A 24,453-nucleotide genomic window follows, 5' to 3' on the forward strand; every position below is an offset into this window, starting at 1 on the left:
AATTATGCTTCTCTGGTTTCAACAATGGTTTTTTTGGATGCTTTTTCATGCAGCCATTGGAAAAGAACGAACAAACTTGGAATGACAAATATTCCCAATATGGTTCCTATAAGCATTCCGCCGGCAGCCCCGGTACCAATTGAATTGTTTCCTTCGGCCCCCACACCTTTGGCCAACACCAATGGCATCAATCCTAAAATAAAGGCAAATGAGGTCATCAATATGGGTCGCAGACGTGTCTGGGCACCATGAATGGCGGCATCTACCAGGTTTTCTCCCCGTCGTCTTCTTTGCAAGGCAAATTCCACGATAAGGATGGCATTCTTGGCCAAGAGCCCCACCAACATGATCAAAGCTATCTGGAAGTAGATGTTGTTTTCCAAGCCAAACATTTTCGTTGAAAAGAACGCTCCAAAAACACCCAAGGGCAACGAAAATATCACAGCCAATGGCAAAAAGTAGCTTTCATATTGTGCAGCCAGAAGGAAATACACGAAAATGATTACCAGAAGGAATATCATCGTCGTTTGATTCCCAGCATTGACCTCTTCACGGGAAAGCCCTGAATACGCCAATTCATAATTACTGGGCAATGTTTTCAATTCTTCCTCCACAACCGCAATGGCGTCACCGGTACTATATCCAGGGTTGGAAGCTCCGTTGACCTTTGCCGAGGTATAGAGATTAAATCGGGTTACCGATTGTGGCCCATAGATACGCTCCAAATCGATAAACTGGGTAATCGGGGCCATTTCCCCACTACCTGTCCTGATATATATTTCATTAAGGGATTCCACATTGGCCCGATCTTCGGGTTTGGCTTGGACATACACACGATATTGCTTACCGAACCTAGCAAAGTCAGCAGCATATATACTACCTATATACCCTTGTAGATTGGAAAAAATACTACTGACCGACACACCATATCGTTTGGCCAACGGAACATCGATTTTCAGGTCATATTGGGGATAATTGGTATTAAAGGACGTTTGTCCATACTGTATTTCAGGGTGTTTCATCAAATTACCGATAAATTCCTTGGTGGTCTTATCCAGTTCATCAAAGTTCCCTCCTGATTTATCCAACAAATTGACCTCAAACCCTCCTGACAGCCCAAACCCTGGAATACTTGGTGGCGCAAAGAAAATGATATTGGCCTCCGGAATGGTGGCTGCTATTCCAAATAATTGCCCGATAATGGCCTGTGATGATTCGGTCTCACTTTCTCGTTCGCTCCAGTCATTGAGCTTGATAAAGCCTAAGCCATAGTTACTTCCAGATCCACTTATAAGGCTTCTACCACTAATAGAGGTTACGGCATCTACCCCGGGAATCTGTTTGGCCTTTTGGTATATTTCCTGAGTTACCAAACTGGTTCGGTCCAACGATGAACCCGCGGGCAATTCCACATTCATGAATATGATTCCCCGATCCTCTTCAGGTACAAAACCGGTGGGAGTGCTGTTTGCCGCCCACCATATGCCCACTCCGGACAACAAGAGTATTAAGACCGTGGTCCATTTGTTCCGGTATAAGAATCGTAGGGAGTTTCCATAGCGGGTTACCGTAGCGTTGAACCCTTTGTTAAAACGGTCATAAAAACGCTGTAAAAATGACTTCTTTTGCCCTTCATGGTCCTCCTCATCATCATGGCCTTTTAAGAACAGTGCACATAAAGCCGGACTCAAGGTAAGGGCATTTACGGCAGAAATCAAAATAGCAACGATCAAGGTTATACCAAATTGTTCATAAAATACCCCTGAAGGTCCCTGAATAAAGGTTACAGGGACGAATACGGCTGCCATGACCAAGGTTATGGAGATAATGGCGCCTGAAATTTCATGCATGGCATCCAATGTTGCCTTTTTGGCATCGTTGGCTCCTTCATCAATTTTAGCGTGTACTGCTTCCACTACAACAATGGCATCATCCACAACGATACCAATGGCCAATACCAATGCGAACAAAGTCAATAAGTTGACCGAATAACCAAATAAATTCAAAAAGAAGAACGTACCCACGATGGCCACAGGCACCGCAATAGCAGGAATCAAGGTAGACCGAAAGTCCTGCAGAAAAATAAACACTACGAGGAACACCAATAAAAAGGCCTCGATCAGTGTACTTCTTACCTTGTTCATCGATGCCGTTAAAAACTCATTGGTATCATAGTTGATCAAATAATCCACACCTTCAGGGAAATCTTGGGAAAGGCGGTCCATCTCCGACTTGATGTTCTCTATGATTTCTTGCGCATTGGAACCTGCCGTTTGGAATATACCCATATTCACACTGGGATGTCCATCGGTAAAACCAAACACATCATAGCCCTGTGCGTCCAATTCAATGGATGCCACATCATTTAGGCGTAAGTACTCACCATTATCAAGCGCTTTAATTACAATATTGGAATATTGTTCCTCGGTTTTGAAACGTCCACTATACTTAATGTTATAGGTAAAAGACTGTCCATCATTTTGCCCAAGGGAACCTGCAGAAGCCTCAAGGCTCTGTTCCCGCAAAGCCGCCGTTACATCCGCGGGCACCAAACCGTAGGCCGCCAACTTTTCAGGCTTGAGCCATATCCGCATGGCGTAATCACCGGTTCCAAATACCTGAACGTTACCCACTCCATTGATACGTTGGATAGCGGGGATCACATTGATTTTTAAGTAATTTTGAACATAGGTCGCATCATACTCTTCCTCGTTTTCCGTATAGACCGCCATGAACATCAGGGCGGAGGTCTGTTGTTTTTGGGTTATCACCCCTGTTTGTACCACTGCTTGGGGCAGGAGCGCATTTGCGCGTGCCACCCGGTTCTGTACGTTTACAGAAGCAATGTCAGGATCCATTTCTTGATCGAAATACACCGTAATATTGGCAGAACCGTCATTGGAAGCCGTGGAAGTTATATAGGTCATACCTTCCACCCCATTGATTTGCTCTTCTATTGGGATAATGACACTTTCCATTACCGTTTCGGCACTCGCACCTGGATAGGTGGCATTGACCTGAATGGTCGGAGGTGCAATATCGGGATATTGTTCAACAGGCAATGTTGTATATCCCAAAACCCCCAATATGACGATAATGATGGAAATTACGGTAGAAAGTATCGGTCTTTCTATAAATGTTTTTAACATGATCTATTTTCTTATTTTATTGAAAAAGGGGTTTTATTGGCTTTGCAATACTGTCAAATGCAACTTTTTGGGGCTGGATAGGCGTACCGTTCCTCAACTTGTCGATTCCGCTCACTACAATCAAATCCCCAGCTTTCAAACCTGAATCGACAATATAGAATGTCCGGTTTTCATCGGCAATTCCAAGCAAAGTGGATTTTGCAGTATTGTCCTCTCCAACGGTATATACATAGGTTTGCCCCTGCTGTTCATAGGTCGCCGCTTGTGGAACCACAACTGCGTTTTCATATGTTTTTGGAATCATTATGGTACCGCTGTTCCCATTGGTCAACAAGGTGTTCGGGTTATCGAATACAGCCCTAAAACTGACCGTGCCCGTATTGGCGTTTATCTGTCCTGTTACGGTTTCGATAGTGCCTTGTTGCTCATAGGTCTGCCCATTGGCCATGACCAGGGCCACCCTTGGAAAATTCTTGATTTTTTCCTGTAAGGTCTTGCCTTCAGCGCGCTGAAGAAAGTTCAGATAATCCCTTTCATTCATTGAAAAGTAAGCAAAGACCTTGTCGATGCTCGTAACCGTGGTCAACGGAACTGCATTGGTGGCACTGACCAAGGATCCTTCCCTAAAAGGAATGGCCCCCACATATCCATCTATTGGACTTGCCACGGTGGCATATCCTATATTGGCAACGATGCTGTTATAATTGCTTTTGGCCTGTGCCAAATTAGCTTGGGCCGTTTCCAATTGGACCTCGCTGATGATTTTCTTTTCAACCAAAGGTTTTAATTTATCAACCTCGACCTGTGCCACCCGAATGCGAGACTTCGCCGCTTCGGCATCCTGGCTCAGGGATTGCGTTTCTAACTTGAACAAGGGCTGGCCCTTTCTCACTTTTTGGCCCTCATCCACCAACACCTCTTGGATATACCCGGAAACTTTGGCTCGCACCTCACTGTTTATAATCCCCTCGATGGTTGTTGGGTAAGTGGTATACGCAGTTACATTTTTATTCGGCACAGTGGCCACCTCAAAGGGCAATGGACCTTGCTGCTGGGGCCCCTGTTGATTTTGTTTACAGCTAGCCAATAATATTACTGTGATTCCTGCTAGGAATGAAAGATTTATGATTGTTCGTCTCATTTTTCTATTGAATATTGGTTTTATTTGTTTTTAATGTTTCTTTCAGCTTGTTTATCGAACTTGTCGCTCCATCCAAGAATTTGATATAATCGATATGAAAGTCAAGTTCAAATCTGTTTTGCTCTTCCAATGTCACATTGACATCCTTTTTATAATCCATAATTTCCAGATGAATTTGCTTTTCCCTTTTCCAATCCTCTACCATATCGGTAATCCTTTGGACCATGGTATTGAAATCGGTATTGATGATAAAGTATTTTTTCCTATCACCGGTTTTGGTGAAGTATTCCAATTTCCTTAAATCCTGGAGATGGTTAAGGTGTGTTGATATCGTGCTTTTGCTCGCACAAAGGTTTTCCACCAAGTCCTCAAAGGTGGTGCCCTGTTTGCCCGTTAGAATGATGTATGAAAAAATTCTTGCGGCGACAGGGGCCATATGCTCTTTTTTCTCCAATAAAATACCCAGCTTCTCAACCAGCTCACGTTTTCTTTTTTCTGTAGAATCCATCTTGTTCGTTTACGGCGCAAAATTATCGTTTAGTTCGCAACATTCCGAACTAATTATGGTTAATTTTTTCTTAATGTTTTTTTAATTTGTTAAACACTGTTTATCAGTAATTTAATACATTGAAACTAAAAGACGCCTTACCAGACTCCAAGTAGCTTGTGCATCGCATCATTTCTATTTTGTTTGTACCCTACAGTTGGTCGACCTTGCGCAGATGGCCTCCGCTACTTTTAAAAAAGGAAGAAAATTGATAATCTTTGGATTATCCCAATAATTTGTTGTCATAACCGGATACGGTAATGCCCCTTAAATTATAAATGATTAAATGTTTGAAGACGTCCGTATCGAGATACCGTTCAATGAAATAATTGTCCTTGAACAATATCTCCTCGAATTTATTAAAGTACAAATCGCAAAATAAATCCAATTTGACCTCATGAAGAATGAACCCATTTTTCTTTGCCTTTTCAAGTAAATCGTAAATAACCGTTTTTATGATATGGGATCTAAAACCCTGAAAAACCTCGTAGGCGCTTGGGTAATATTTTTTGATTCCAAAAATAAAAGAGGGTCTGAATTTTTTCAACCGTTCAAATCCATTTTCATAGATCAGCACTATACTGGTAATGGGGTCTTGATTCTCTTTGATGATCTGCTCCACTTCAAAAGCGAACTCATCGGTCAAAACCTTGACACTCGCCATCACAAGATCCTCTTTGCCCTTGAAGTATTTATAAATGGTCTTTTTGGAGATTCCAAGTGTTTGGGCAATTTCATCCATCGTAAAATGCTTGCTCCCGTATTTTGTAAAGCTTTCCACTGAACACCTGAGAATTTCCTTCTTGCCTATCATACCGTAAAATTATTGTATTAATGTCAAGTACAAAATTAATTATTGCTGATGTTTTGAATCTCCATTTTCCAATATGACCACAAATTCACAAGGCCCTTACTTCATTAATAAAGAATCCGCTTGATTCATTCCGCATAAAAAAAACGACTAACCGAAATTTTGAAAATGCACCGTATCGAACATATTTTTCCTCTATATCAATCTTTAAATCCCTATTTCCACTCTACATTGTTAAGCATGGAAGAATCATCTAATTTTAAGATGACAACTTACCACCATGCAATAAACCTTGGAATAAGGGTTCAAGAAACATTCCAGCCGAAATGGTTTAATATGGTCTGTTTTTCAAAACTCTCAAGTCATTCCCCCATTCCAATGGCGATAAAACCTAAAAAAAATCATGCCAAGGTCACTTGAATGTTCATTTCAATTAATTTGTTCTTGTAACTACGTCAACTAAAAGTGTACTATTTTTTTAACAATTAAAGAAAAAGAACATTTGACTAATTTTAGTAGTATACTACAATAGAATAGTAGGTCTGACATGGATAGGAAAGAAGAAAAAATTAAAGATCGTAAAAAAGCAGGAATGGCCATACGGGATACTTTGGATGTGGTCGGGGGAAAGTGGAAACTTATATTGATTTCTATTATGCGTGAGGGGCCAGTAAGGTTCAAAATTGTCGAAAGTGGCAAAGATAATGTCTAGAATCCTATCCAAAGAAGTGAAAGAGCATAGAATGAACGACCTGGTAGAACGAAAAGTTAATGAAACCCGCCCAATAAATGTGGAATATTCGTTGCCCCTTTATTGTAAAACCCTGGACAGTGTCATTAATTCCATGTTGGATCGGGGCATTCAGCATAGAAAAAACATTCTTGCCAAATAGTGGTTTAAACACAATCTAATTCTATGGCAGTGGTCACTCCGTACAGCATCGCCTTCATTAAGACCAACTTGATCAACGGACTCACCCCTCGCATTAAGGTTATCTATAACGATTTCCAAAAAAAATGGCGGAACGGTGCCTCTTCTAAATTTAATTTCACGAACTGATTTAAGTTTAAATGTTTGCTTAAAAACCAACTTTTTAATCTCCCATTTTTGTGTATTCCCTGCTCAAACCTTCCTCAATGATTTAAGAACGCCATTAAACATTCAGAAAATCCCTAACTTTCAGTTGTATGAAAATAATTTAAGTCAGTTTGTCTAAAAAAATGTAACCACGAATGATCGGTTTTATCAACAAGTTTAAGGAGTACAAGGCTATGTCCCCTATAATCGAGAAAGAACTTTTGTCCAAGATAAAGGTGCTCCATAAAAGAAAGGGGGATTTTTTATACCGTGAAAATCAATTCCCGAACAGTGTTTATCTGATAACAAAAGGATGCTTAAGGACATTTTACCATAAAAATGGGAAGGAGAAAAACACCATGTTCATTTTTGAAAATTTAATTTTTGGATCCACCTCAAGTGTATTTTTAGAACTACCTTCCATCGACAGTGCCCAGTTCCTGGAAGACTCAACCATAGAATATGTCTACCATCCAGATTTGGTAGCCCTATATAACAAATACACGGAAATGGAAACTTACAGAAGAAAAATAGCCGAAGAATATTGCATCTTTCTCGAAGAAAAAATAAGGCTTACGGAAAACACTGCCACGGACAAATATAGGATAATAGTTGAAAGGTTTCCCCATATCCTTCAAAGGGTCAGCCTTCAGGATATCGCCAACCTTTTGAATATCAGCCAAGAAACACTGAGCAGGATAAGGGCCAATATCCGTTTTTGACTTATGTCAAAAAATGTGGCCCAAATGCTTTTTACTTTTAAGGTATAATCTTTAAAAGTAGTAAAAATGAAAACAGGTTCAAAAAAATTAAGTATCCCCCATTTGATAGACGCAGAACGTGATTTGGCCTTTAAACCCGACATGGGCACCAATTCCTTCTTTGCCATTGCCGATGTTGAAACAGAAGAAGGCAGAAAATTCAACATTCTCATCCACCAACTTGAAGTACCGGCACCCGCTGGAGTACCTCGAAAATTCCTCAGCATTTTCAATGTATTTGATATAGATAATGGGACATTTAAAAGCGATGAGATTATTCATTCAGAGGAAGAGGTAAAATACGAAACCGATTGCATGTTCATTGAGATGCCGAATAGCAAAATAAGTGGGGATTTGCACGCCATTAAGGCCTCTGCCAATTTCGACTGGGGCTCGGTGGAACTTGATATGCAGTTTCCCGGGGAGGTCATCTACAATGGCGGGACCGGGGTCTTCGATTTTGTGGGCAATATTCCCACAGGACAATACTCCGTAACCAAAGGATTGGGCAGTGGCACTTTAAACTTCAACGGCGAGACCCATAAGGTTTTTGGCAAAACATGGTATGACAGGCAATGGTTCTGGCGCCATGATTTCTTTGGAAACAAAGAAAAGCCAATGAAAGGAACCTTTCAGGAACAGGACATGTACTGGACATGGATGAACCTTACACTCGATAACGGAGATGTATTGGGTTTATGGGATATCTATCTTTATGGAAAACTATCCAGTTGGGTGACCATGGCAGAACCGGATTGTTCCCATATTGTTGCAAATGTCGAACCTCTTGCCGAATCTGCAAGCGAGTTCTGGATAAGCCCAATGGGGCAACGCTATCCGACCAATTGGGTCATCAAGATACCCGAACTGGAGGCTGAACTGATCGTAAGGGCAATCAAAAAAGAACAGGAAGTGCCTTCTGACATTTTACCTAAATACGAAGGCTTATGCAATATTACCGGAACTTTTAGAGGAAAACCTGTAACAGGGTACAACCTTGTTGAAATGGTGGGCAACTGGAACAAGGACAGAATGTTCTGATTTTCTGTGTATTTTTATGTTAGACATTGGAACGGGCTGGATTTTAAAAATCCAGCCCACTTCTTCCAACCCTGAACCATTCTAATGGATTAGGTTCAAGGCCATATCGATAATTTATAATCAACTGGAAAACAATACTGTGAAATCAAATCGGTCAGAAGTTAAAAACCATAGAAAAAACAAAGAAATAGAAAAAATCATTCAATTTTCGACAACCAACGAAAGTGATGTGTTTTAAGCATTGGAAACGCTACAGGAACTAAACGGAAAAAGGAGACATAAACCTTACGGATTATATAATTATCAAAAAGGAAGAAAATGGAAAAGTCAACCTCAAGGAAAATACCTACAGTGGGTTTGGTGGAACATTGGGTTCATTGGCAGGTCTGAACACCGATACAATCAATTCAATGAGTACCAATGAACTGCTCGAAAAAGTATCCACTGATTTGTCCAATGGAAAGGTCATGGTGGTCGCCCACATTTTTGAGCAATAGGAAACTCCGTTGAATTCGAGTATTGGGGCGTTGGCAGAAATCTCTCTTGTAGATAAAGATGAAGAAATATCCAAGGCCATCGAAGCCGACCTTGATGCGAAGCATAAGGAAATAGAAGAAGCCAAGGAGAATGTCAAAAACGCCGTTGGCGATGCCAAGCAAAATGCCCGAAGCAAATTGGACGTGCTTGGGGATCAGAGGGACGAAAAACAAAAGAAGTATCGAGATAAAATGAACGCCAAAAAAAACACCTTGAAGACTTGGTTGTCCAACACCCAAGAAAAAATCAAAATTACTATTGACAAGGATTAATTCTTTTTACGGCTGTAAATCTTCAACCAAAAGTGGACTGAACTTAGCCAAAAAATATTTATTAAATATTTGATTTAATCAATTGATCCATTTTAAAAAATCCCACTTCACAATCTTGTAATAGATGCCTGATATGTTTTTCTATGGTATCCGAAAACCACTTGGCAAGGCCACTTTCATACTATCATGAAGTACTGATGAATCGAACCATGTACAAGTATTATTCCTCATACTTGATATGATTATGTCCATTTAAAAAGAGTCACTATAGTATTAAAAGTCTTGCCAACCCAAATATCAATTACTTGGCAATTTAAATAAAGGCATCAATTATATTTGTGCCAATAATCATCATTGATGCAACTGACAGTATATATCCTTGTTTATCCATGGCTCTGGCTCATTTCCAGATTACCCTTTAAAATCATCTACTTTATTTCAGATGGCCTCTTCCTACTTGTGTACTATGTAATAGGATATCGCAAAAAGGTTGTTCGCTACAACTTGGCACTTGTTTTCCCTGAAAAGCCCCAAGAACGACGTCTGCATATTGAAAAAAGGTTTTATCGTCATATGTGCGATATGTTTTTGGAGATGATAAAGACTATGGGAATTTCCAACGAAGAGCTTCAAAGACGGTTTACCTTTGATAATTTGGGTCTACTACACCGGCTCGAAGCCAGAAACAGAAGTGTCATGCTCATGTTTCCACATTATGCCAGCTGGGAATGGGTCATCGCTTTGGATACACACATTGGTTCCAAGGGATATGCCATCTACCAGAAATTGGGAAATAAATATTTTGATCAACTGGTACGTAATATCCGTCAAAAATTTGATACCACCTTGATCACTACCAAAGAAACCTGGGCCCTTGTGGACCAAAACAAACGTGCGGGTATACTTGGGACATATGGGATTTTGAGCGATCAATCACCTATGGTGAAAAAGGCCTTGTTATGGACATCCTTTATGGGGATAACCGTTCCGGCGCACACAGGAGCTGAAACATTGTGCAGAAAACTGGATCTGGCCGCTGTTTACTTAAAAGTCAATAAAATAAAACGTGGCCACTATCATGGTTCTTTCAAGTTGATCACTGAACATGCAAAAGAAATGAAAAGGTTTGAACTCACTGAATCCTTCCTGAAAATGACTGAGGAATCCATTAAAGAAGCACCTGAATACTATCTATGGACCCACAAACGCTGGAAACATATGGGCAAAACACCTAGAACATCCAAACAAAACCAATAGAAAACAGGCAATGGAAACCAAATGTAATTTTGGATCAGGGGTTGTGCCCAATTCAATTCTTCAAATATTATCTGGACATCATTTTCAAAAAAGTAAAATCACCCTGTTGCTCCCATAGCGGAAAAATGTTACCAAGTCCAATAAAGAAAAAATGACAGCAACTTAGAGAGAACATTGTTGTTTTCAAAGTAAAAACGCTGCTATTGTTTGAATACAAAGGGCTGCCTTTTACACATAGCGAGTTACTTTTTTACTATTCTCCTATTGTTGTTCCCCCAGATGGCCATTTCATTGAATACATCCCAAAGACTCTTACCTTCCGGGGTCAAAGTATATTCGACCCTAGGGGGAATCTCCTTGTATTTTCTTCGGATCAATAGTCCATCCGATTCCAATTCCCTTAACTGTTCGGTAAGTACTTTTCTTGAAATGTTCGGGATACGTACCGCCAAGGCCCCAAATCGCTTGGTTCCGGACATGAGCACATATAAAATAATCGGCTTCCATTTTCCGCCAATGACCTCAAGGGTTGCCGTTACCGGGCAATCATAAAACTCCATATTGGCTTTCATTTAGAGTTACCTTTTTGTTACCACTATTTTTCCGACTTCAACCATTTAACTGTAACTTATTTGAACTATTATTAGTTACTTTGAGAAACAAATATAATCCATATTTAAAGTTATTCAAACAAAATGATACTAATCACAGGGGCCACAGGGCACTATGGAGCTACGGCCATAAATTCCCTTTTACAAAAAGGAATCAAGTCCCGTCAAATCTCTGCCCTTGTCAGGAATTTGGAAAAATCCGAAGACCTAAGAAACAAGGGCGTTAATATAAAACTGGGGGATTATTCGGGTTACGAATCATTGGTAGCTGCATTTGAGGGAACGGAAACCCTTCTCTTTATTTCCGGCACAGAGATATCCACCCGCCTCAAACAACATGAGAATGTCGTTAGGGCGGCTAAAAAAGCAGGCATCCAACATATCGTGTATACAAGTTTTCAACGCAGGAACGAAACCGACACCTCCCCATTGGGGCTTTTGGCACATTCCCATTTACAGACAGAAAAAATGATAAAGGAAAGCGGCCTTAGATATACCATTTTAAAAAACAACCTGTACATGGATTACATTCCATTTTTTTTAGGGGATAAGTTTTTGGAGACAGGCTACATATACCTACCCGCTGCCAATGGTAAAATAAGTCCCGCTTTACGTTCAGAGTATGCTGAAGCTACCGCCAGCATACTGGCCAACCCTTCTGCACACATAAACAAAGCCTATGATTTTACCAATGTTGAAGCATATGACTACAGGGAGATAGCGACGTTCATTTCTGAAATCACGGGAAAAGACGTGCAATACCGGGCGCCAACCGCCGATGAATTCACTCAAACTTTGGTTAATTCAGGAGTTCCGATGGAGGAGATTGGATTGATGACCCAATTTTCCATGGCTCAGGCACAAGGTGAACTGGATGTTGCCAGCACCGATTTGGAAAATCTCTTAGGCAGAAAACCAACAACATTAAAAGCTTATCTCGAAACTATTTATCACTAAAAAAATAAAAATGAAAATTACCGTAATTGGAGCATCTGCAGGAATCGGTTTAGAGACCGTATATAGAGCATTAGACCGAAACCACAAAATAACCGCCCTTTCCCGATCGGAAATAACGATTGATCATTCCAATTTCCAATCCATTTCGGGCAGCGCCACCAACAGAACCGATTTGCTTGACGCCCTGGAAGGTGCCGACGCGGTCATCGTGACCTTGGGAACGGGTACCAGCACCAAAGCCACCACACTATTTTCGGACTTTGCAAAATTATTGGTCGATATCCAAGCTGAAAAAGCTCTTGACATCCCTTTTGTTCTCGTAACCGGATTTGGTGCTGGAGAAAGTATCCATTTTGTGCCAGAACCAGTAAGACAAATGATGGAAACCGTCCTGAAGGATGTATATGCCGATAAGTCTAAAATGGAGGAAATCATCGAAGGAACCGAGATGAACTGGATCATTGTGCGTCCCGGTTTACTTTTGGACGGCCCACTGACCCAAGAATATATTATCGAGGACCAACTGTACAAAGGCATTGAAGTAGGTGAAATTAACAGGACGGATGTGGCCGATTTCCTAGTCAAACAAGCCGAGGAACCAAAAAAGACAAAAACCTATTACACCATACGATCCAAAAGATAGACCATAACTGAAAAGTAGAACCCTTAATACAACAACCATGATGAAAAAACACGGATTATTCATTGCAATTTTAGCTGCTTTATCACTAACTGCCTTTACAGTGCAGGAACTTTGGATACTAGATCGACCACATTCTGAATTGGGTTTCAGCATTACGCATTTGGGCATATCGGATATTTCCGGGACCTTCGATGATTTTGAGGCTACCATAGAAAGTTCCGAAACGGATTTTAGTGATGCCCATGTGGAAGCGGTCATACAGGTAGCTTCGATCAACACGAACAACAGCTACCGGGATGACCATTTAAAGGGTCCCGATTTCTTTGAAGTAGAACGATATCCTCTAATAACCTTTAAGAGTAAGAATGTTAAACGTGTAGGAGAGGGTAAATTTAAACTCTCTGGCGAATTGACCGTAAAGGATATCACCAAAAATGTTGACATGGATATGTGGTATCGGGGCACAGTTGAAAACCCTCAGAACCAAAAAACTACAGCGGGCATCAAATTGTCAGGAACCATTAAACGGTCTGATTTCAATATAGGCACAAAATATCCCGAAGCCATGCTAAGTGAAGAAGTACACTTGGACATCAATGCTGAATATCAAAAAAAATAATGCTACATACACATTTTTTTCATTTTGTATATGTTTTGAGTTGAGCAGCACCCTGTTTGGCAGAACAGGGTGCTAAAATATTAAAGATAAGGTCTGTTCAAAACAAAACAAGAATCCAAAATTCTGGAAATGCCTACCTGGTTTCGCATCAACACCGATACACCGATGCTCTTGCTTAATTAGAAAACACCAAGCCATTACATATGTTTTCCAAATGTACCATCCTTATCATCGTCCTTGACGGTGTACCTTCATAAAAGATGGGCCCTACCAAACTCTTCTAATTTATCTATAATGGGCAAAGAATTATAACCTATATTCGTCAAACTATATTCGACACGAGGCGGAATTTCCGGATAGGCCTTTTTATGTACCAATTTATGCTCTACAAGTTGATTTAAGGTTTGTATGAGCATTTTTTCTGAAATACCTGGTATAGATCTTTTTAGCTCTCCATATCGTATGATCCGATTGTTAATCTGATATAAGATAATCAAGGGCCATTTACCTCCCAAAATGGATAATGATGCCTTAACCGGGCATTTTTCATCGGATATATCAATTTTTTTTTGACTGTAATTCATTACTATACTTAATTTTTACTTTTATGTTAGTACCCTACTTATATGTCAGTACTTGCACAAAAGTAACCATTTCCGTAATTTTGAGCAATAATTAAATAAAAAACTATGGGACATATTGAACAATCAGAAAAGGTAACGAGCACAATTGAGTATGGCTCGGTTAGCAATGTTCCCCGATTACCGGAAGGCTTTCAACAAGTTTTCAAGAGTATGATGGTGGATACGGGTGAAATAAACATTCATGCCGTTGTTGGAGGAAAGGGTGAGCCATTATTGCTACATGCTGGCTGGCCTCAGAACTGGTATGCTTGGCGCGATTTAATGCTGCCATTGAGCGAACACTTTACCATAATTGCAATCGACCCAAGGGGTTTTGGACTTTCTGGAAGACCTGATGCAGGATACGATATTAAATCGTTGGCCAATGACATGTTTAGATTGATGGATATCCTTGGGCATGAAAAATTTCACTTCGTCGGGCATGACCTAGCTGTAATGGTTGGATATGCCATGGCTTCATTGCATCCCGAAAGAATACTGAAGCTTGTAGTTGGTGAAGCCATCATTCCGGGTGCCTCACCTTCCCCACCATTGATAACCGATGATAGAAGAACCAGTGATTTTCTTTGGCATTTCAATTTCAACCGTGCATTGGAGGTCAATGAAAGACTGGTAGAGGGCAAGGAAGATGTATATTTTGGGTATCAGTTTGAGTCCAAAAGCGGAACACCCGATGCCATACCAAAATATGCACGTGATTTCTACATCGAAATATTGCGAAGAAAACCAGGCACCTTGAAGGCCAGTTTTGAATATTATAGAGGTATTGACCAAACCATCCCTCAGGTCCGTGAAATGATATCCTCAAAATTAACCATGCCTGTACTCACTTTTGCGGGTGAACTAGGTAGTGGTCCTTTGGTGGAGCACGAATGGCGCAATTTAGCGGAAAACGTGGAATCCGCTATCATTGCAGGCTCCGGACATTTCCCAGCGGAGGAAAAACCAGAGGAATTATTGAAATTACTGATGGATTTCCTAAAATAATTCAGCAAAGAACAAATGGGCGCATAATGCCCCATACCAACAATCTACCGTGGGCCCCAAAATGGCCCCTTACTGATCCTTAAAAAATTTATACGATGATGAAAGTAGAGATATGGAGTGATATAATGTGCCCCTTTTGTTATATCGGAAAACGAAAATTCGAAGCAGCACTGGAACGGTTCCCCCAAAAAGACAAAATCCAGGTAGAATGGAAGAGTTTTCAATTGATGCCGGGATTACAAACCGATGCCAGCGTAAAGCTCGATCGGTTTCTAGCCGATGAAAAGGGAATCAGCTTGCAGGAGGCCAGGGCCATGAACAACTATGTCAGTCAAATGGCCAAAGGAACAGGTCTTGACTACAATCTCGACCGGGCAATCCCGGCCAATACCATCAAAGCGCATCGATTTGCCCACTATGCAAAAGCACTGGGTAAACAAAATGAGGCAAAGGAACAGCTGTTTAACGCCTATTTTATGGAGGGCGAAAACATCGACAATATCGAAACGCTCATTGAACTGGGAGAGAACATTGGCCTGGACGGAAAGGAAATAAGAATAGTCCTGGAAAACAATCACTATGCGGACGAAGTGCAAACGGATTTGTATCAGGCCCGTTTAGCAGGTGTCAGCGGAGTCCCTTATTTCGTTTTCAACAAAAAATTAGCCGTTTCCGGTGCCAAAGAAGCTGATACCTTCCTGGAGGCATTGAACAAGACCTTTGAGGAATGGAGCGAGAACAACATCGAAAAGAAGATGGATATAATAGATGGACAATCATGTTCCACAGATGGAATTTGTGATTGAGCCAATGTGAACCACTAAAATACAAATAAAATGAAACGATTAAAAAACAAAGTTGCCATAATCACAGGGGCAGCCAGTGGTTTTGGTGCCACTGATGCCAAATTATTTGCCAAGGAAGGTGCAAAAATAATGCTTACCGATATCAACGAAGAAAATCTAAAGCAGGTTGCGGAACAAATCATACAGGATGGTGGTACAGCCATATATGCGACACTCAATGTAACGTCTCCGGATGATTGGCAAAAAGTTGTAAAAAAAGCCACCACCGAATTTGGGGGAATTGATATTCTGATAAATAATGCGGGCATAGCTGGTTATTCCTCTTTTTTGGAAAGCGATTATGATACATTCAAAAAAATATTGGACGTCAACCTGAATAGCCAATATCTAGGAATCAAGGCTGTTGCACCTGCAATGATTGAACGAAAGGGTGGCTCCATCATTAACATGTCATCCACAGTCGGCGCTACGGTTGCTCTTCCCGGTGGAGACCCAGGATATGCAACTTCCAAAGGAGGTGTCAGAGCACTTACCATGCAGGCAGCGGCGGAATTGATCGGACACAATATACGTGTCAACTCGATACATCCGGGTATTTTTAGGACGCCGATGAACCAGGCTTTGGTCGATAATGTAGATGCATATCAGCAGGCCGTACAAGGAATACCTGCAAAACGGTTTGGTGAAGCCGAGGAAATAGCCAATGCAGCCTTGTTCTTGGCAAGCGATGAATCTTCATATATGGTTGGATCTGAACTGGTTGTTGACGGAGGATTGACCATCATATAATATCAAACAGATTTGAAGAGGGGCACAAGTAAAGCCCGGCGGCACAATCGTTGTAGTTTGTTGTCCGTTATTCCCCTTGTGTCCCTATTCTGTATTCACATTTAAACAAAAACAACATGGCCTACGTATATATACACTGATTTATTGGTTATCGCCGGGATTATTCTTGTTGTTTATGACTTTCAGTGCATTTGACTTTTTGCTTTCACCCAACATAAAAAATAACTTTTTACCACCTTGGTTTTCCAGATTATTTTACAAATGACCTAGCTATTTGCAACCTTATAGGCTCAGCGGTACTTTTGCTTCCCCATATGCAAAAAAAATCTCAAGCAATTTATCTATTCAGGTTTTTTTTATTTATATGGTCTCAATAATCATTGCCCATACTGCAAAAAATGATCCGGCCATCCATATTTTAACCCCGTTCCCATCCATAGTCCTAGGTTAATTTCATATATATTTTATGAAAAACTGTAAACTTAAACCTCTTTTCACCCCAGATCAAACTTCTTCCTGACAAGAAGGTGGGGCTTTCATTGGAGAAAACCCGTACAGCAACTTGATGTAAATGACAATAAGGGATTCCCTTTTGCATTTTACAAATTAACATACGCTAATAGTTTGACCATTTAGCACCCTTCACTATAGATCCCAGAAACCATGTCATAGTCCATTTCCATTCCAGTGACCTGTTATATTCGATTGCAACAAAGCGATAAAGGTAGAACGGGTGAACATCACAAAAAAAAAATGATGGACCGACATAAAAAATAACTTCATATCCACTTTTGTTATTTGTTTTATAACCAATCTGAACTTTGCAAACCACGGGGTATCCCACTGTACCAAATCCACAAATCCCAGCCTAAAACCCAACATTGTATATGAGGTCCTGATTTCTCTTCCTTATTATTTTCCAATTCCTGATTAAATAAAGAAAGTATCATCCTAGTGCTAGGCAGAGTTGATTTCCTTTCTATGCACTATAATAGTAATGACAGATTAAAAAATTCTCAATATGTAACTACAAACCAATATGTTACGTTATTTTTCAAAAAAAGGTAACCGAATAGGTAACTTTTAACCGTTTCAATATGCTTTCGCTATGCGAAATAATAAATTTTAGTAACATTTTTGATTAATTGAGTTCAAACCACTGGTTAATTTAACTTTCATGTTATTGATTTTTAAATATGCAAGTAAGTGAACCATACTATCTTTTTTAATGAATGGATATGGATTTCAAATACTATTTCCCAACTATTTTTTGTCTATGTAACAATCCCCAGTCCCGCATGGCATCAAGTAACTTTTCTAAAGTTGCCGCATGTTCAGTAAGTTCATATTCCACCTTAGGGGGAAAAGTATCAAGAACGGTTCGTTTTACAAGCTGATTCATTTCCAGTTCTTTCAATTCTTTTGAAAGCATCTTATCACTAATGCCTTCTACCTCTCGGGAAATTTGTTTAAATCGTTTTGTGCCTTCGTAAAGAGAAGTCAAAATAGGAAGTTTCCAGTTTCCACTCAAAACATCCATAGCATCCTTTACAGCTCGAATGCCGCTCGCATGACACTTAACAATATTCCGCTTTTCCATAATTCAAATCTATACTAACCATGAAGATAGTGCTAACCAATAGTATAGTAATTACTATTGGTTAGTAAATTTACATACTATTGTAATACAAACAATACCTCATTAATTAGAAGGTGAATGAGTAAAATTCTAATAACAGGTGCAACAGGTCTCCTTGGTGGTTTGGTCATTGATTTTCTATTGCAAAAAGGAATTGAAGCCAACGAGATTTCGGCATTGGCACGAAGTGAAGAAAAGGCAAAAACCTTAAAAAATGTAAATATCAATATAAAGGTGGGAGATTATAATGATTATGATTCACTGGTAGCAGCATTCAAAGGCACGGAAAAATTACTATTTATTTCGGGAGAAGACCTAACTGCACGATTGTCACAGCACGAAAATGTAGTGAAAGCTTCAAAAGAATCAGGTGTAAAACACGTGGTCTATACCAGTTTTCAGCGCAGAAACGAAACTGAAACTTCTCCATTGGGGTTCCTAGCCCAATCGCATTTATTAACGGAAAAATGGCTAAAAGAAAGTGGCCTTAACCATACCATTCTTAAAAACAACCTGTACATGGACTACATTCCATCCTTTATTGGTGATAGAGTATTGGAAACCGGAACCATTTATCTGCCTGCTGGGAAGAGAAAGATAAGTGCAGGTTTGCGTACTGAATATGCTGAAGCCACAGCTAATATCCTTATCTCAGAAGGACACGAAAATAAAGTCTATGACTTTACCAATATAGAAGCATATAGCTATGGAGACATGGCAAAATCAATTTCCGAAATCACGGGTAAAACCATTCAATACATTTCGCCAAGTATAAACGAATTTACACAAGCTCTTACGCATGCAGGTGTTCCAACGGAAAGCATCGGCGTACTATCCGGGTTTTCCGTAGCACAAGAACAAGGGGATTTGGATGTTACAAGTACCGATTTGAAAAATCTGTTGGGCAGAAATCCAACTACCCTGAAAACTTTTTTAAAAACGGTCTATTCATCTTAAAAATGATATTAACAGAGAAAAAATAAAAAATGAACATATCCATAATAGGGGCATCCGCTGGTATTGGCCTAGAAACAGTTAAAAGAGCATTGGCACGAAAACACACGGTAACCGCCCTTTCCCGTTCAAAAATTGAAGTAGGCAACGATGCGTTGACATCCGTAAAGGGCAGTGCTACCAACAAAACTGACCTGTTAAGGTCAGTCGAAAATGCAGATGCGGTGCTTGTAACCTTGGGAACGGGGACAAGTATGGCGGCAACGACCTTGTTTTCGGATTCTGCCAAGTTACTGATTGAAATTCAAACCGAAAACAAGCTTGATGCCCCTTTCATTTTTGTTACAGGTTTTGGTGCTGGGGACAGTATAGATTACACCTCAAAAGCTGTCAAAGAATTCATAGAAACCGCACTTAAAGATGTTTATGCAGATAAAACAAAAATGGAAGGAATGATTACCAATTCAAACCTAAATTGGATAATTGTGCGACCAGGTGCATTACTGGATGGTCCGATAACGGAAAAATATCGAATTGAAACCCAATTGTACCAAGGTTTCGATATAGGTTCCATAAACAGGGCTGATGTAGCGGACTTTTTGGTTAGACAAGCAGAAAATCCCACGGAACTCAAAAAATATGTAGCCATTTCCGCAAACTGACCACCAAATACAGCAATATTGAGAGGAGCATATAATTTAGAATAAATATAATAAAAAGAAAATATGAAAACAAAAGGAACTGCGGTAATCACAGGCGCAGCAAATGGATTGGGACAGGCTCATGCAGTCAGATTGGCAAAAGATGGATTTGACATAGCAGTGGCGGACATAGTTGAACCTAATGAAACAAGAAAATTAGTCGAGGCTGAAGGAAAAAAATTCTTTTCTTCAATAGTTGATGTGACTTCTGAAGAAGCAACCAAAGATTTTGCGATACAGGTTAAAGAGGAAATGGGTATTGTTACGGCATTAATAAATAATGCGGGAATTTATCCTCATGCGCTGTTCTCAGAGTTGGATTTCAAATTATGGAAAAAGATACTGGATATAAACTTAGATGGCACGTTTCTCATGAGTAAGGCCTTTGTCCCGCAAATGATTGAAAACAACTACGGCCGCATTGTAAATGTAGCAAGTACAACTTTTTTTATGAACGTAACCCATGGGTCTGCCTATCTAGCAAGTAAAGGTGGTATTATTGGTTTAAGCCGTGGACTGGCAAGTGAGGTTGGAGCAAATGGTATTACAGTCAATGTTATTGCCCCAGGACTTACAGATACAAAAATGAATAGAAAATTGGCGGGTGATGAAGCGTTTGAAAGTTTTCTACAACTGCAAGCCATTCCAAAAAACCTTCAACCTGAAGATATGTCCGCAACGGTTTCATTCCTTGTTTCAGAAGACTCTGCTATGATAACAGGGCAAACCATTATTGTAGATGGTGGGCAAATTAGAATATGATGAAAGCTTATCGTACACATTGCGGTAGAACTTAAATATTTTGATGTGACTATGCTTTTTTATTTATGGTCAACAGGCTCATATCCCAATATCCGGTCCAATGTAGTAAGTCCATAGCACCAATTGAGACAATTTGGATTATTGGAAAAAGTTTATTGCCAAACAAAGATGTCCATGAGAGCTATTGAAATAAAAGAGATAAGACCAAAACTGACATGTACATCTTCAATCAAAGGTGTGCTGAACTTCCAAATTTTCTAAGATTGGCCGTAACGGCAGCATTTATTATACAGAATTTTTATCAATTTGTCAAATTGCACATAAAGTATTTAAGTGGTCTTCAAAAATGAGATTGCTTCTACTATTGCTCGTAGTCCCTGCTCAGAGAATTAGAAGATTTACTTAAATTTATTGAACATAAATAAGACCAAACCAATGAAAAACAACCTTTCTATTTTGACTCTATCAGTATTGACGTTCTGCTTACATTCTTGCGATAATGGTGGAGAAGGCGAAAACGGTAATAATGATGACAACGGATTTGACTCGGAGATCGTGGGAGAATCCGGTATTTTGGAAAATTTGAACACTACAAACCTTGATACATCCGGTTTTCCTTGGTTTTATCAGGACGATGTCAACCAAACAGGGTGTGGACTTTCCGAGTTGACCAATGGAAAACTGAAAAGATGGGATATAGAAAATGAGGGTCTGATACCCGTAAAAATCGGTACTGTGGCTTTTGCAACTGAAGCCTTGGACGCCATCGAGGATAAATTGGGAATGACCTTGTTCGATAGGACAAGCATAGGCAACACTCCCAATGAAAATGTTTCTAAGGGACTGATCTTTAGTGATGGGACCGCTTCCGGGCCCAATCCATCCACTGATTGTGGACATGTTTCTTCGGGTGTTGGGACGTTCAGTTACCCGTATGAGGGAGAGGACTCGGAATACTCTTCTGAAAACATATATTTTGAGTATGACAATGAGGGAAACATCGTAGGCCATGACAATCAGATGGTGGGACTAGCCTATGACGAGGCCGGTAATGCTGTGGGCAACATCTTGGAGGACACACCCTTTATTTTCGACGACAATGGAGCCGTGATCGGTATGAAGGCAGATGAAGATGAGTTGATCAAAGATATCAACGGGAATGCCATTTGTACCATACTGTACAATAAGACCCTGTTTGATTCAAATGGAATGGCCATAGGTGCAAATGCATGGATCGGTGGGAGCCATGAAGATCGGGATGCCTACCTGATCAAATACCGTGTGGTCGAAGATCCCTTCTATGATGCAACGGGCCGTATTAATACAGTTCTGTATGTTCATATTGGCTCTTCGGCCTGTGAAAGTGAAATCGATCTGGACTTGGTCGTGCACGAGACAGGGCATGCCCTTGGACTTGGAGCACATTTTGAGGGATTTGGCTATGGCCCTGCAGTGGATGGCAATTTCTGGAACGTCCTCAATACCCTTTACCACAATCCCATAGGAAGCGACGAAAGTTCCCTGAACATCCACCAAATCGAGTTTTAGGCCCAAAGGAAAAAAATATGGAATCCCAACTGGTCTATTTGTCCCCCTGTTGGGTTTGTTTCAAGGTCCTGACGAACTGTTTCAGGTTCTCATGGGAATGGCTCAACCGGCCGTTCACCATAATTACGGGGGTGCCCACTTGGTTGCCGATGACCCCTTGTTCCCTGAGCTTGTCCCACATATAGGCACCGTATTCGGGATGTTGGGTGAAATTGAGCAAGGTAAAGTCCACTTTGTTCTGCACCAGGTAATCCGTCGCATAGGCACATCTCGTACAACCATCCCTGCTGAAGACCACGATCCCCTTTTCAAACTTTTTGTAATCCTCTGGGTCGTAGAGCCTGTCCGGCATAAGGACCTGGTTGTAACCGTAGACATAGCCTATAGGTCCCCCGATTTTTTTGAGTTCGGCCACCAATAAGATCTTTTGCGGCTCCACGAGCTTTACAATGGGTTGCCCATCATGTTCCAATCCAGTGACCTCACTGAGTTCAAAGGTAATTTCCACAGGTTCATCCAAAGTATTCCTTGCCTTGAACACCATATGGTTAGCTGTTTCCTCTTCAAGGATTTCTACAGCAACCTGTGAGAAGGAAAAAAGACCTGATAAAAGAAAGACAAAATGGACAAAAAATGTTTTCATGGAAAAATTAGATTTAATTTAGTAAAAAGAAAAAAGGTCTTGTTAAAGAAAATACCGTTGTAAAATACTAAAAGTACGAATCCAAAAATTACCACAACGTCAAGATATAAAAATAGTTGATTTTTATGCTGTCCGAAAACGGGGGAGCCTTCAAAAAGGGTAAGGCTACACTTTAACGATGGTGCAGTTATCAGACGTGTTCTAGGTTTTGTGAACCGCGGCATCGGTCGTCGATAAGGCCAAATAGTGGCCGTATATGTTGATTTTTAATGTGTTGCGAATAAAACTTGTTGCCAGATCACATAGAGCATCCGGATATGTCGAGTAGGTAAGCCGTAGCGGCGGTCTTTGCAAAATGTCCCTTATCCTACGGCCAAATGTAATCCGGCATTGTTGACTACTGACTTTATTATTTTCATTTTAAATACCCAATGTTATTTGGTCTTTTACATTATGGTACCTTAAAGATGCTTTTATGCATCCCTTTAATTCTGTTTCAGGGATTTTTTGGTTGAGTTTGAAAACGATTGCCCGTTTTCCCTCAAATTGAAATTTGTGGCCGAAGACCAATCTGAAAGTGTCGACTAATCTACTTGTACATTGAAAGTACATAGCATATTGGTCAGGTGTTCTTTCTTTCCAATCCATTCGCAAAGTACTGCCGTTTTTAGTTACAAAACTGGGTTCTCCCCATTTTAAGGTTTCTTCCAAAACGGCTATATCCTGCATTTCTTCTGCCGTTTCAATTACCAATTCCCGCAAATATTGCATCTTATCCCTAACAAAATCAGGATAATTCTCAAATTTCTCAATTACTTTCGGATTGGTTTTTAGTTCCATTATTTATTCTTTAACCGCGACAAATATATCCACTTCCGCATTTTCTCGGTTTTGCGATTTCTCTCCGTAAACCTCAAAATCTGCCGAGTAAGTTCTGTTTATCCCTGATTTCCAAATTCCTTCCCAAGTTTTATAAACAATTCCTTCATTCAAACTACCTTTAGAAACAAATTTCAAGTAATTTCCGCCTTCAAATTCTTGTCCAACCATTCCTTCGGGTATTTTTCGCAATGAACTTACCTTGCAACCTAAAATAGTTTCGTATGGTTGTGTGAAGTCTCCCTGATAATTTGTGTAAATCGAGAAAATTGAATTCTCAACTTTATTGGGGATTTTTTCAGCGATTTTTTCAGTTAAAAATTTTGCCCATAATTCTCCAATGTCTTTTGCTGATTGACCGTTTTCATTTGTTGTCCTTGCCTTAATTCCAATAACGTTAAAAGGCTCAATTTTTACCGTTTGCATAGTTTTAAATTTTATTGTTCGATGCAAAGTTAGATTGACCTTATGTCAAAGGTGTGTCAGGGGTTGAAAGACAATTTTTTCTGCATTCCTCAAAATATTCTTCCAAGGTTATTTTATGTGGATTGAATTTTTTATCGGTTACTACTAGGTTTTGAATGCGGTCGAGCCTAAACGCCCGAAAGGCATTTCTCATTTGGCAATAAGCTATTAAAATCCAATTATCTTGCGTGGTGTATAGTGCAAATGTAGCC

At 40.1% G+C, this 24,453-nt stretch carries 27 protein-coding genes and 1 pseudogene; 16 read left to right on the forward strand and 12 right to left on the reverse strand.

Features of this window, described 5'->3' with window-relative positions; genetic code table 11:
• Positions 1 to 2: 2 nt before the first annotated feature.
• The 4 genes from J0656_RS07650 to J0656_RS07665 form a co-directional block, all read right to left on the reverse strand.
• Complete coding sequence (locus J0656_RS07650) at positions 3 to 3,149, reverse strand: efflux RND transporter permease subunit (protein ID WP_207032674.1); 3,147 nt, start codon at positions 3,147 to 3,149, stop codon at positions 3 to 5.
• 16 nt (positions 3,150 to 3,165) lie between these two features.
• Positions 3,166 to 4,290 carry an efflux RND transporter periplasmic adaptor subunit gene (locus J0656_RS07655; protein ID WP_207032675.1) on the reverse strand — a complete coding sequence of 375 codons (1,125 nt, stop codon included), beginning with the start codon at positions 4,288 to 4,290 and terminating at the stop codon, positions 3,166 to 3,168.
• A 4-nt stretch (positions 4,291 to 4,294) separates the two neighbouring features.
• Positions 4,295 to 4,798, reverse strand: a complete 504-nt coding sequence (locus J0656_RS07660; protein WP_207032676.1) for a GbsR/MarR family transcriptional regulator — start codon at positions 4,796 to 4,798, stop codon at positions 4,295 to 4,297.
• Between the two features lie 262 nt (positions 4,799 to 5,060).
• Positions 5,061 to 5,651, reverse strand: a complete 591-nt coding sequence (locus J0656_RS07665) for a TetR/AcrR family transcriptional regulator (RefSeq protein ID WP_207032678.1) — start codon at positions 5,649 to 5,651, stop codon at positions 5,061 to 5,063.
• Between the two features lie 544 nt (positions 5,652 to 6,195).
• Here J0656_RS07665 and J0656_RS07670 point away from each other — a divergent pair.
• The 4 genes from J0656_RS07670 (at position 6,196) to J0656_RS07685 (ending at position 8,528) form a co-directional block, all read left to right on the forward strand.
• Positions 6,196 to 6,360, forward strand: a complete 165-nt coding sequence (locus J0656_RS07670; protein WP_207032679.1) for a winged helix-turn-helix transcriptional regulator — start codon at positions 6,196 to 6,198, stop codon at positions 6,358 to 6,360.
• Positions 6,341 to 6,541: a winged helix-turn-helix transcriptional regulator gene (locus J0656_RS07675; RefSeq protein ID WP_207032680.1), complete on the forward strand. Its 201-nt coding sequence runs from the start codon at positions 6,341 to 6,343 to the stop codon at positions 6,539 to 6,541. The genes J0656_RS07670 and J0656_RS07675 overlap by 20 nt, the downstream gene beginning before the upstream one ends.
• Positions 6,542 to 6,881: 340 nt before the next feature.
• On the forward strand, positions 6,882 to 7,448 hold the full coding sequence (locus J0656_RS07680) for a Crp/Fnr family transcriptional regulator (protein ID WP_207032681.1): 567 nt from the start codon (positions 6,882 to 6,884) through the stop codon (positions 7,446 to 7,448).
• Between the two features lie 66 nt (positions 7,449 to 7,514).
• Positions 7,515 to 8,528 (forward strand): lipocalin-like domain-containing protein, encoded by a 1,014-nt coding sequence (locus tag J0656_RS07685; protein ID WP_207032682.1) that lies wholly within the window; start codon positions 7,515 to 7,517, stop codon positions 8,526 to 8,528.
• 346 nt (positions 8,529 to 8,874) lie between these two features.
• Here J0656_RS07685 and J0656_RS07690 read toward each other — a convergent pair whose 3' ends face one another.
• Positions 8,875 to 9,012, reverse strand: coding sequence for a hypothetical protein (locus J0656_RS07690; RefSeq protein ID WP_207032683.1), 138 nt, complete (start codon positions 9,010 to 9,012; stop codon positions 8,875 to 8,877).
• Between the two features lie 22 nt (positions 9,013 to 9,034).
• Here J0656_RS07690 and J0656_RS07695 point away from each other — a divergent pair, with 22 nt between their 5' ends.
• A complete protein-coding gene (locus J0656_RS07695; RefSeq protein WP_207032684.1) occupies positions 9,035 to 9,337 on the forward strand; it encodes a hypothetical protein in 303 nt (100 codons plus the stop codon).
• Positions 9,338 to 9,694: 357 nt separating this feature from the next.
• A complete protein-coding gene (locus tag J0656_RS07700; protein WP_207032685.1) occupies positions 9,695 to 10,594 on the forward strand; it encodes a lysophospholipid acyltransferase family protein in 900 nt (299 codons plus the stop codon).
• A 242-nt stretch (positions 10,595 to 10,836) separates the two neighbouring features.
• On the opposite strand, the gene J0656_RS07705 is transcribed toward J0656_RS07700, so the two are convergent.
• On the reverse strand, positions 10,837 to 11,166 hold the full coding sequence (locus J0656_RS07705) for a winged helix-turn-helix transcriptional regulator (RefSeq protein WP_237688873.1): 330 nt from the start codon (positions 11,164 to 11,166) through the stop codon (positions 10,837 to 10,839).
• A 123-nt stretch (positions 11,167 to 11,289) separates the two neighbouring features.
• Here J0656_RS07705 and J0656_RS07710 point away from each other — a divergent pair, with 123 nt between their 5' ends.
• Genes J0656_RS07710 through J0656_RS07720 form a run of 3 tightly spaced genes read left to right on the forward strand, consistent with a single transcriptional unit; the run spans position 11,290 to position 13,424 of the window.
• Entirely contained in the window at positions 11,290 to 12,162 is an 873-nt protein-coding gene (locus tag J0656_RS07710; RefSeq protein ID WP_207032686.1) for an SDR family oxidoreductase, read from the forward strand.
• Positions 12,163 to 12,172: 10 nt separating this feature from the next.
• Positions 12,173 to 12,805, forward strand: a complete 633-nt coding sequence (locus J0656_RS07715) for an NAD(P)-dependent oxidoreductase (RefSeq protein WP_207032687.1) — start codon at positions 12,173 to 12,175, stop codon at positions 12,803 to 12,805.
• A 37-nt stretch (positions 12,806 to 12,842) separates the two neighbouring features.
• Entirely contained in the window at positions 12,843 to 13,424 is a 582-nt protein-coding gene (locus J0656_RS07720) for a YceI family protein (RefSeq protein ID WP_207032689.1), read from the forward strand.
• 251 nt (positions 13,425 to 13,675) lie between these two features.
• On the opposite strand, the gene J0656_RS07725 is transcribed toward J0656_RS07720, so the two are convergent.
• The gene (locus J0656_RS07725) at positions 13,676 to 14,008 is read right to left on the reverse strand and encodes a winged helix-turn-helix transcriptional regulator (RefSeq protein WP_207032690.1); all 333 of its coding nucleotides are present in this window, start codon (positions 14,006 to 14,008) and stop codon (positions 13,676 to 13,678) included.
• A gap of 105 nt (positions 14,009 to 14,113) precedes the next feature.
• Here J0656_RS07725 and J0656_RS07730 point away from each other — a divergent pair, with 105 nt between their 5' ends.
• The 3 genes from J0656_RS07730 (at position 14,114) to J0656_RS07740 (ending at position 16,650) form a co-directional block, all read left to right on the forward strand.
• Positions 14,114 to 15,055: an alpha/beta fold hydrolase gene (locus J0656_RS07730; RefSeq protein ID WP_207032691.1), complete on the forward strand. Its 942-nt coding sequence runs from the start codon at positions 14,114 to 14,116 to the stop codon at positions 15,053 to 15,055.
• Positions 15,056 to 15,150: 95 nt separating this feature from the next.
• Positions 15,151 to 15,861: a DsbA family oxidoreductase gene (locus tag J0656_RS07735; RefSeq protein ID WP_237688874.1), complete on the forward strand. Its 711-nt coding sequence runs from the start codon at positions 15,151 to 15,153 to the stop codon at positions 15,859 to 15,861.
• Positions 15,862 to 15,891: 30 nt separating this feature from the next.
• Complete coding sequence (locus tag J0656_RS07740; protein WP_207032692.1) at positions 15,892 to 16,650, forward strand: SDR family NAD(P)-dependent oxidoreductase; 759 nt, start codon at positions 15,892 to 15,894, stop codon at positions 16,648 to 16,650.
• 1,252 nt (positions 16,651 to 17,902) lie between these two features.
• Here J0656_RS07740 and J0656_RS07745 read toward each other — a convergent pair.
• Positions 17,903 to 18,250: a winged helix-turn-helix transcriptional regulator gene (locus J0656_RS07745; protein WP_207032693.1), complete on the reverse strand. Its 348-nt coding sequence runs from the start codon at positions 18,248 to 18,250 to the stop codon at positions 17,903 to 17,905.
• Between the two features lie 117 nt (positions 18,251 to 18,367).
• Here J0656_RS07745 and J0656_RS07750 point away from each other — a divergent pair, with 117 nt between their 5' ends.
• From J0656_RS07750 to J0656_RS07765, 4 genes are all read left to right on the forward strand, one after another.
• On the forward strand, positions 18,368 to 19,246 hold the full coding sequence (locus J0656_RS07750) for an SDR family oxidoreductase (RefSeq protein ID WP_207032694.1): 879 nt from the start codon (positions 18,368 to 18,370) through the stop codon (positions 19,244 to 19,246).
• 29 nt (positions 19,247 to 19,275) lie between these two features.
• On the forward strand, positions 19,276 to 19,905 hold the full coding sequence (locus J0656_RS07755) for an NAD(P)-dependent oxidoreductase (protein ID WP_207032695.1): 630 nt from the start codon (positions 19,276 to 19,278) through the stop codon (positions 19,903 to 19,905).
• Between the two features lie 63 nt (positions 19,906 to 19,968).
• Positions 19,969 to 20,706 (forward strand): SDR family NAD(P)-dependent oxidoreductase, encoded by a 738-nt coding sequence (locus tag J0656_RS07760; protein ID WP_207032696.1) that lies wholly within the window; start codon positions 19,969 to 19,971, stop codon positions 20,704 to 20,706.
• A 435-nt stretch (positions 20,707 to 21,141) separates the two neighbouring features.
• Entirely contained in the window at positions 21,142 to 22,254 is a 1,113-nt protein-coding gene (locus J0656_RS07765; RefSeq protein WP_207032697.1) for a hypothetical protein, read from the forward strand.
• Positions 22,255 to 22,288: 34 nt separating this feature from the next.
• On the opposite strand, the gene J0656_RS07770 is transcribed toward J0656_RS07765, so the two are convergent.
• From J0656_RS07770 to J0656_RS07785, 4 genes and pseudogenes are all read right to left on the reverse strand, one after another.
• Positions 22,289 to 22,897: a glutaredoxin domain-containing protein gene (locus J0656_RS07770; protein ID WP_207032698.1), complete on the reverse strand. Its 609-nt coding sequence runs from the start codon at positions 22,895 to 22,897 to the stop codon at positions 22,289 to 22,291.
• A 420-nt stretch (positions 22,898 to 23,317) separates the two neighbouring features.
• Positions 23,318 to 23,737 carry a DUF1801 domain-containing protein gene (locus J0656_RS07775; protein WP_207032700.1) on the reverse strand — a complete coding sequence of 140 codons (420 nt, stop codon included), beginning with the start codon at positions 23,735 to 23,737 and terminating at the stop codon, positions 23,318 to 23,320.
• 3 nt (positions 23,738 to 23,740) lie between these two features.
• The gene (locus tag J0656_RS07780) at positions 23,741 to 24,202 is read right to left on the reverse strand and encodes a GyrI-like domain-containing protein (RefSeq protein ID WP_207032702.1); all 462 of its coding nucleotides are present in this window, start codon (positions 24,200 to 24,202) and stop codon (positions 23,741 to 23,743) included.
• Between the two features lie 40 nt (positions 24,203 to 24,242).
• Positions 24,243 to 24,431, reverse strand: a pseudogene (locus J0656_RS07785) (WYL domain-containing protein); the annotation flags it as partial.
• Positions 24,432 to 24,453: the final 22 nt, after the last annotated feature.

This window comes from Flagellimonas aurea, assembly GCF_017313785.1.
Lineage (GTDB): Bacteria > Bacteroidota > Bacteroidia > Flavobacteriales > Flavobacteriaceae > Flagellimonas > Flagellimonas aurea.

What these genes read in the sequence shown, in the direction of transcription:
- J0656_RS07760 (WP_207032696.1), top strand. Translation starts at nt 19,969, where the DNA reads ATGAAAACAAAAGGAACTGCGGTAATCACAGGCGCAGCAAATGGATTG.
- J0656_RS07670 (WP_207032679.1), top strand. Translation starts at nt 6,196, where the DNA reads ATGGATAGGAAAGAAGAAAAAATTAAAGATCGTAAAAAAGCAGGAATG.
- J0656_RS07680 (WP_207032681.1), top strand. Translation starts at nt 6,882, where the DNA reads ATGATCGGTTTTATCAACAAGTTTAAGGAGTACAAGGCTATGTCCCCT.
- J0656_RS07655 (WP_207032675.1), bottom strand. Translation starts at nt 4,290, where the DNA reads ATGAGACGAACAATCATAAATCTTTCATTCCTAGCAGGAATCACAGTA.
- J0656_RS07780 (WP_207032702.1), bottom strand. Translation starts at nt 24,202, where the DNA reads ATGCAAACGGTAAAAATTGAGCCTTTTAACGTTATTGGAATTAAGGCA.
- J0656_RS07725 (WP_207032690.1), bottom strand. Translation starts at nt 14,008, where the DNA reads ATGAATTACAGTCAAAAAAAAATTGATATATCCGATGAAAAATGCCCG.
- J0656_RS07730 (WP_207032691.1), top strand. Translation starts at nt 14,114, where the DNA reads ATGGGACATATTGAACAATCAGAAAAGGTAACGAGCACAATTGAGTAT.
- J0656_RS07685 (WP_207032682.1), top strand. Translation starts at nt 7,515, where the DNA reads ATGAAAACAGGTTCAAAAAAATTAAGTATCCCCCATTTGATAGACGCA.
- J0656_RS07775 (WP_207032700.1), bottom strand. Translation starts at nt 23,737, where the DNA reads ATGGAACTAAAAACCAATCCGAAAGTAATTGAGAAATTTGAGAATTAT.
- J0656_RS07660 (WP_207032676.1), bottom strand. Translation starts at nt 4,798, where the DNA reads ATGGATTCTACAGAAAAAAGAAAACGTGAGCTGGTTGAGAAGCTGGGT.
- J0656_RS07715 (WP_207032687.1), top strand. Translation starts at nt 12,173, where the DNA reads ATGAAAATTACCGTAATTGGAGCATCTGCAGGAATCGGTTTAGAGACC.
- J0656_RS07755 (WP_207032695.1), top strand. Translation starts at nt 19,276, where the DNA reads ATGAACATATCCATAATAGGGGCATCCGCTGGTATTGGCCTAGAAACA.
- J0656_RS07720 (WP_207032689.1), top strand. Translation starts at nt 12,843, where the DNA reads ATGATGAAAAAACACGGATTATTCATTGCAATTTTAGCTGCTTTATCA.
- J0656_RS07745 (WP_207032693.1), bottom strand. Translation starts at nt 18,250, where the DNA reads ATGGAAAAGCGGAATATTGTTAAGTGTCATGCGAGCGGCATTCGAGCT.
- J0656_RS07750 (WP_207032694.1), top strand. Translation starts at nt 18,368, where the DNA reads ATGAGTAAAATTCTAATAACAGGTGCAACAGGTCTCCTTGGTGGTTTG.
- J0656_RS07665 (WP_207032678.1), bottom strand. Translation starts at nt 5,651, where the DNA reads ATGATAGGCAAGAAGGAAATTCTCAGGTGTTCAGTGGAAAGCTTTACA.
- J0656_RS07710 (WP_207032686.1), top strand. Translation starts at nt 11,290, where the DNA reads ATGATACTAATCACAGGGGCCACAGGGCACTATGGAGCTACGGCCATA.
- J0656_RS07705 (WP_237688873.1), bottom strand. Translation starts at nt 11,166, where the DNA reads ATGAAAGCCAATATGGAGTTTTATGATTGCCCGGTAACGGCAACCCTT.
- J0656_RS07700 (WP_207032685.1), top strand. Translation starts at nt 9,695, where the DNA reads ATGCAACTGACAGTATATATCCTTGTTTATCCATGGCTCTGGCTCATT.
- J0656_RS07650 (WP_207032674.1), bottom strand. Translation starts at nt 3,149, where the DNA reads ATGTTAAAAACATTTATAGAAAGACCGATACTTTCTACCGTAATTTCC.
- J0656_RS07740 (WP_207032692.1), top strand. Translation starts at nt 15,892, where the DNA reads ATGAAACGATTAAAAAACAAAGTTGCCATAATCACAGGGGCAGCCAGT.
- J0656_RS07690 (WP_207032683.1), bottom strand. Translation starts at nt 9,012, where the DNA reads ATGTGGGCGACCACCATGACCTTTCCATTGGACAAATCAGTGGATACT.
- J0656_RS07765 (WP_207032697.1), top strand. Translation starts at nt 21,142, where the DNA reads ATGAAAAACAACCTTTCTATTTTGACTCTATCAGTATTGACGTTCTGC.
- J0656_RS07735 (WP_237688874.1), top strand. Translation starts at nt 15,151, where the DNA reads ATGATGAAAGTAGAGATATGGAGTGATATAATGTGCCCCTTTTGTTAT.
- J0656_RS07770 (WP_207032698.1), bottom strand. Translation starts at nt 22,897, where the DNA reads ATGAAAACATTTTTTGTCCATTTTGTCTTTCTTTTATCAGGTCTTTTT.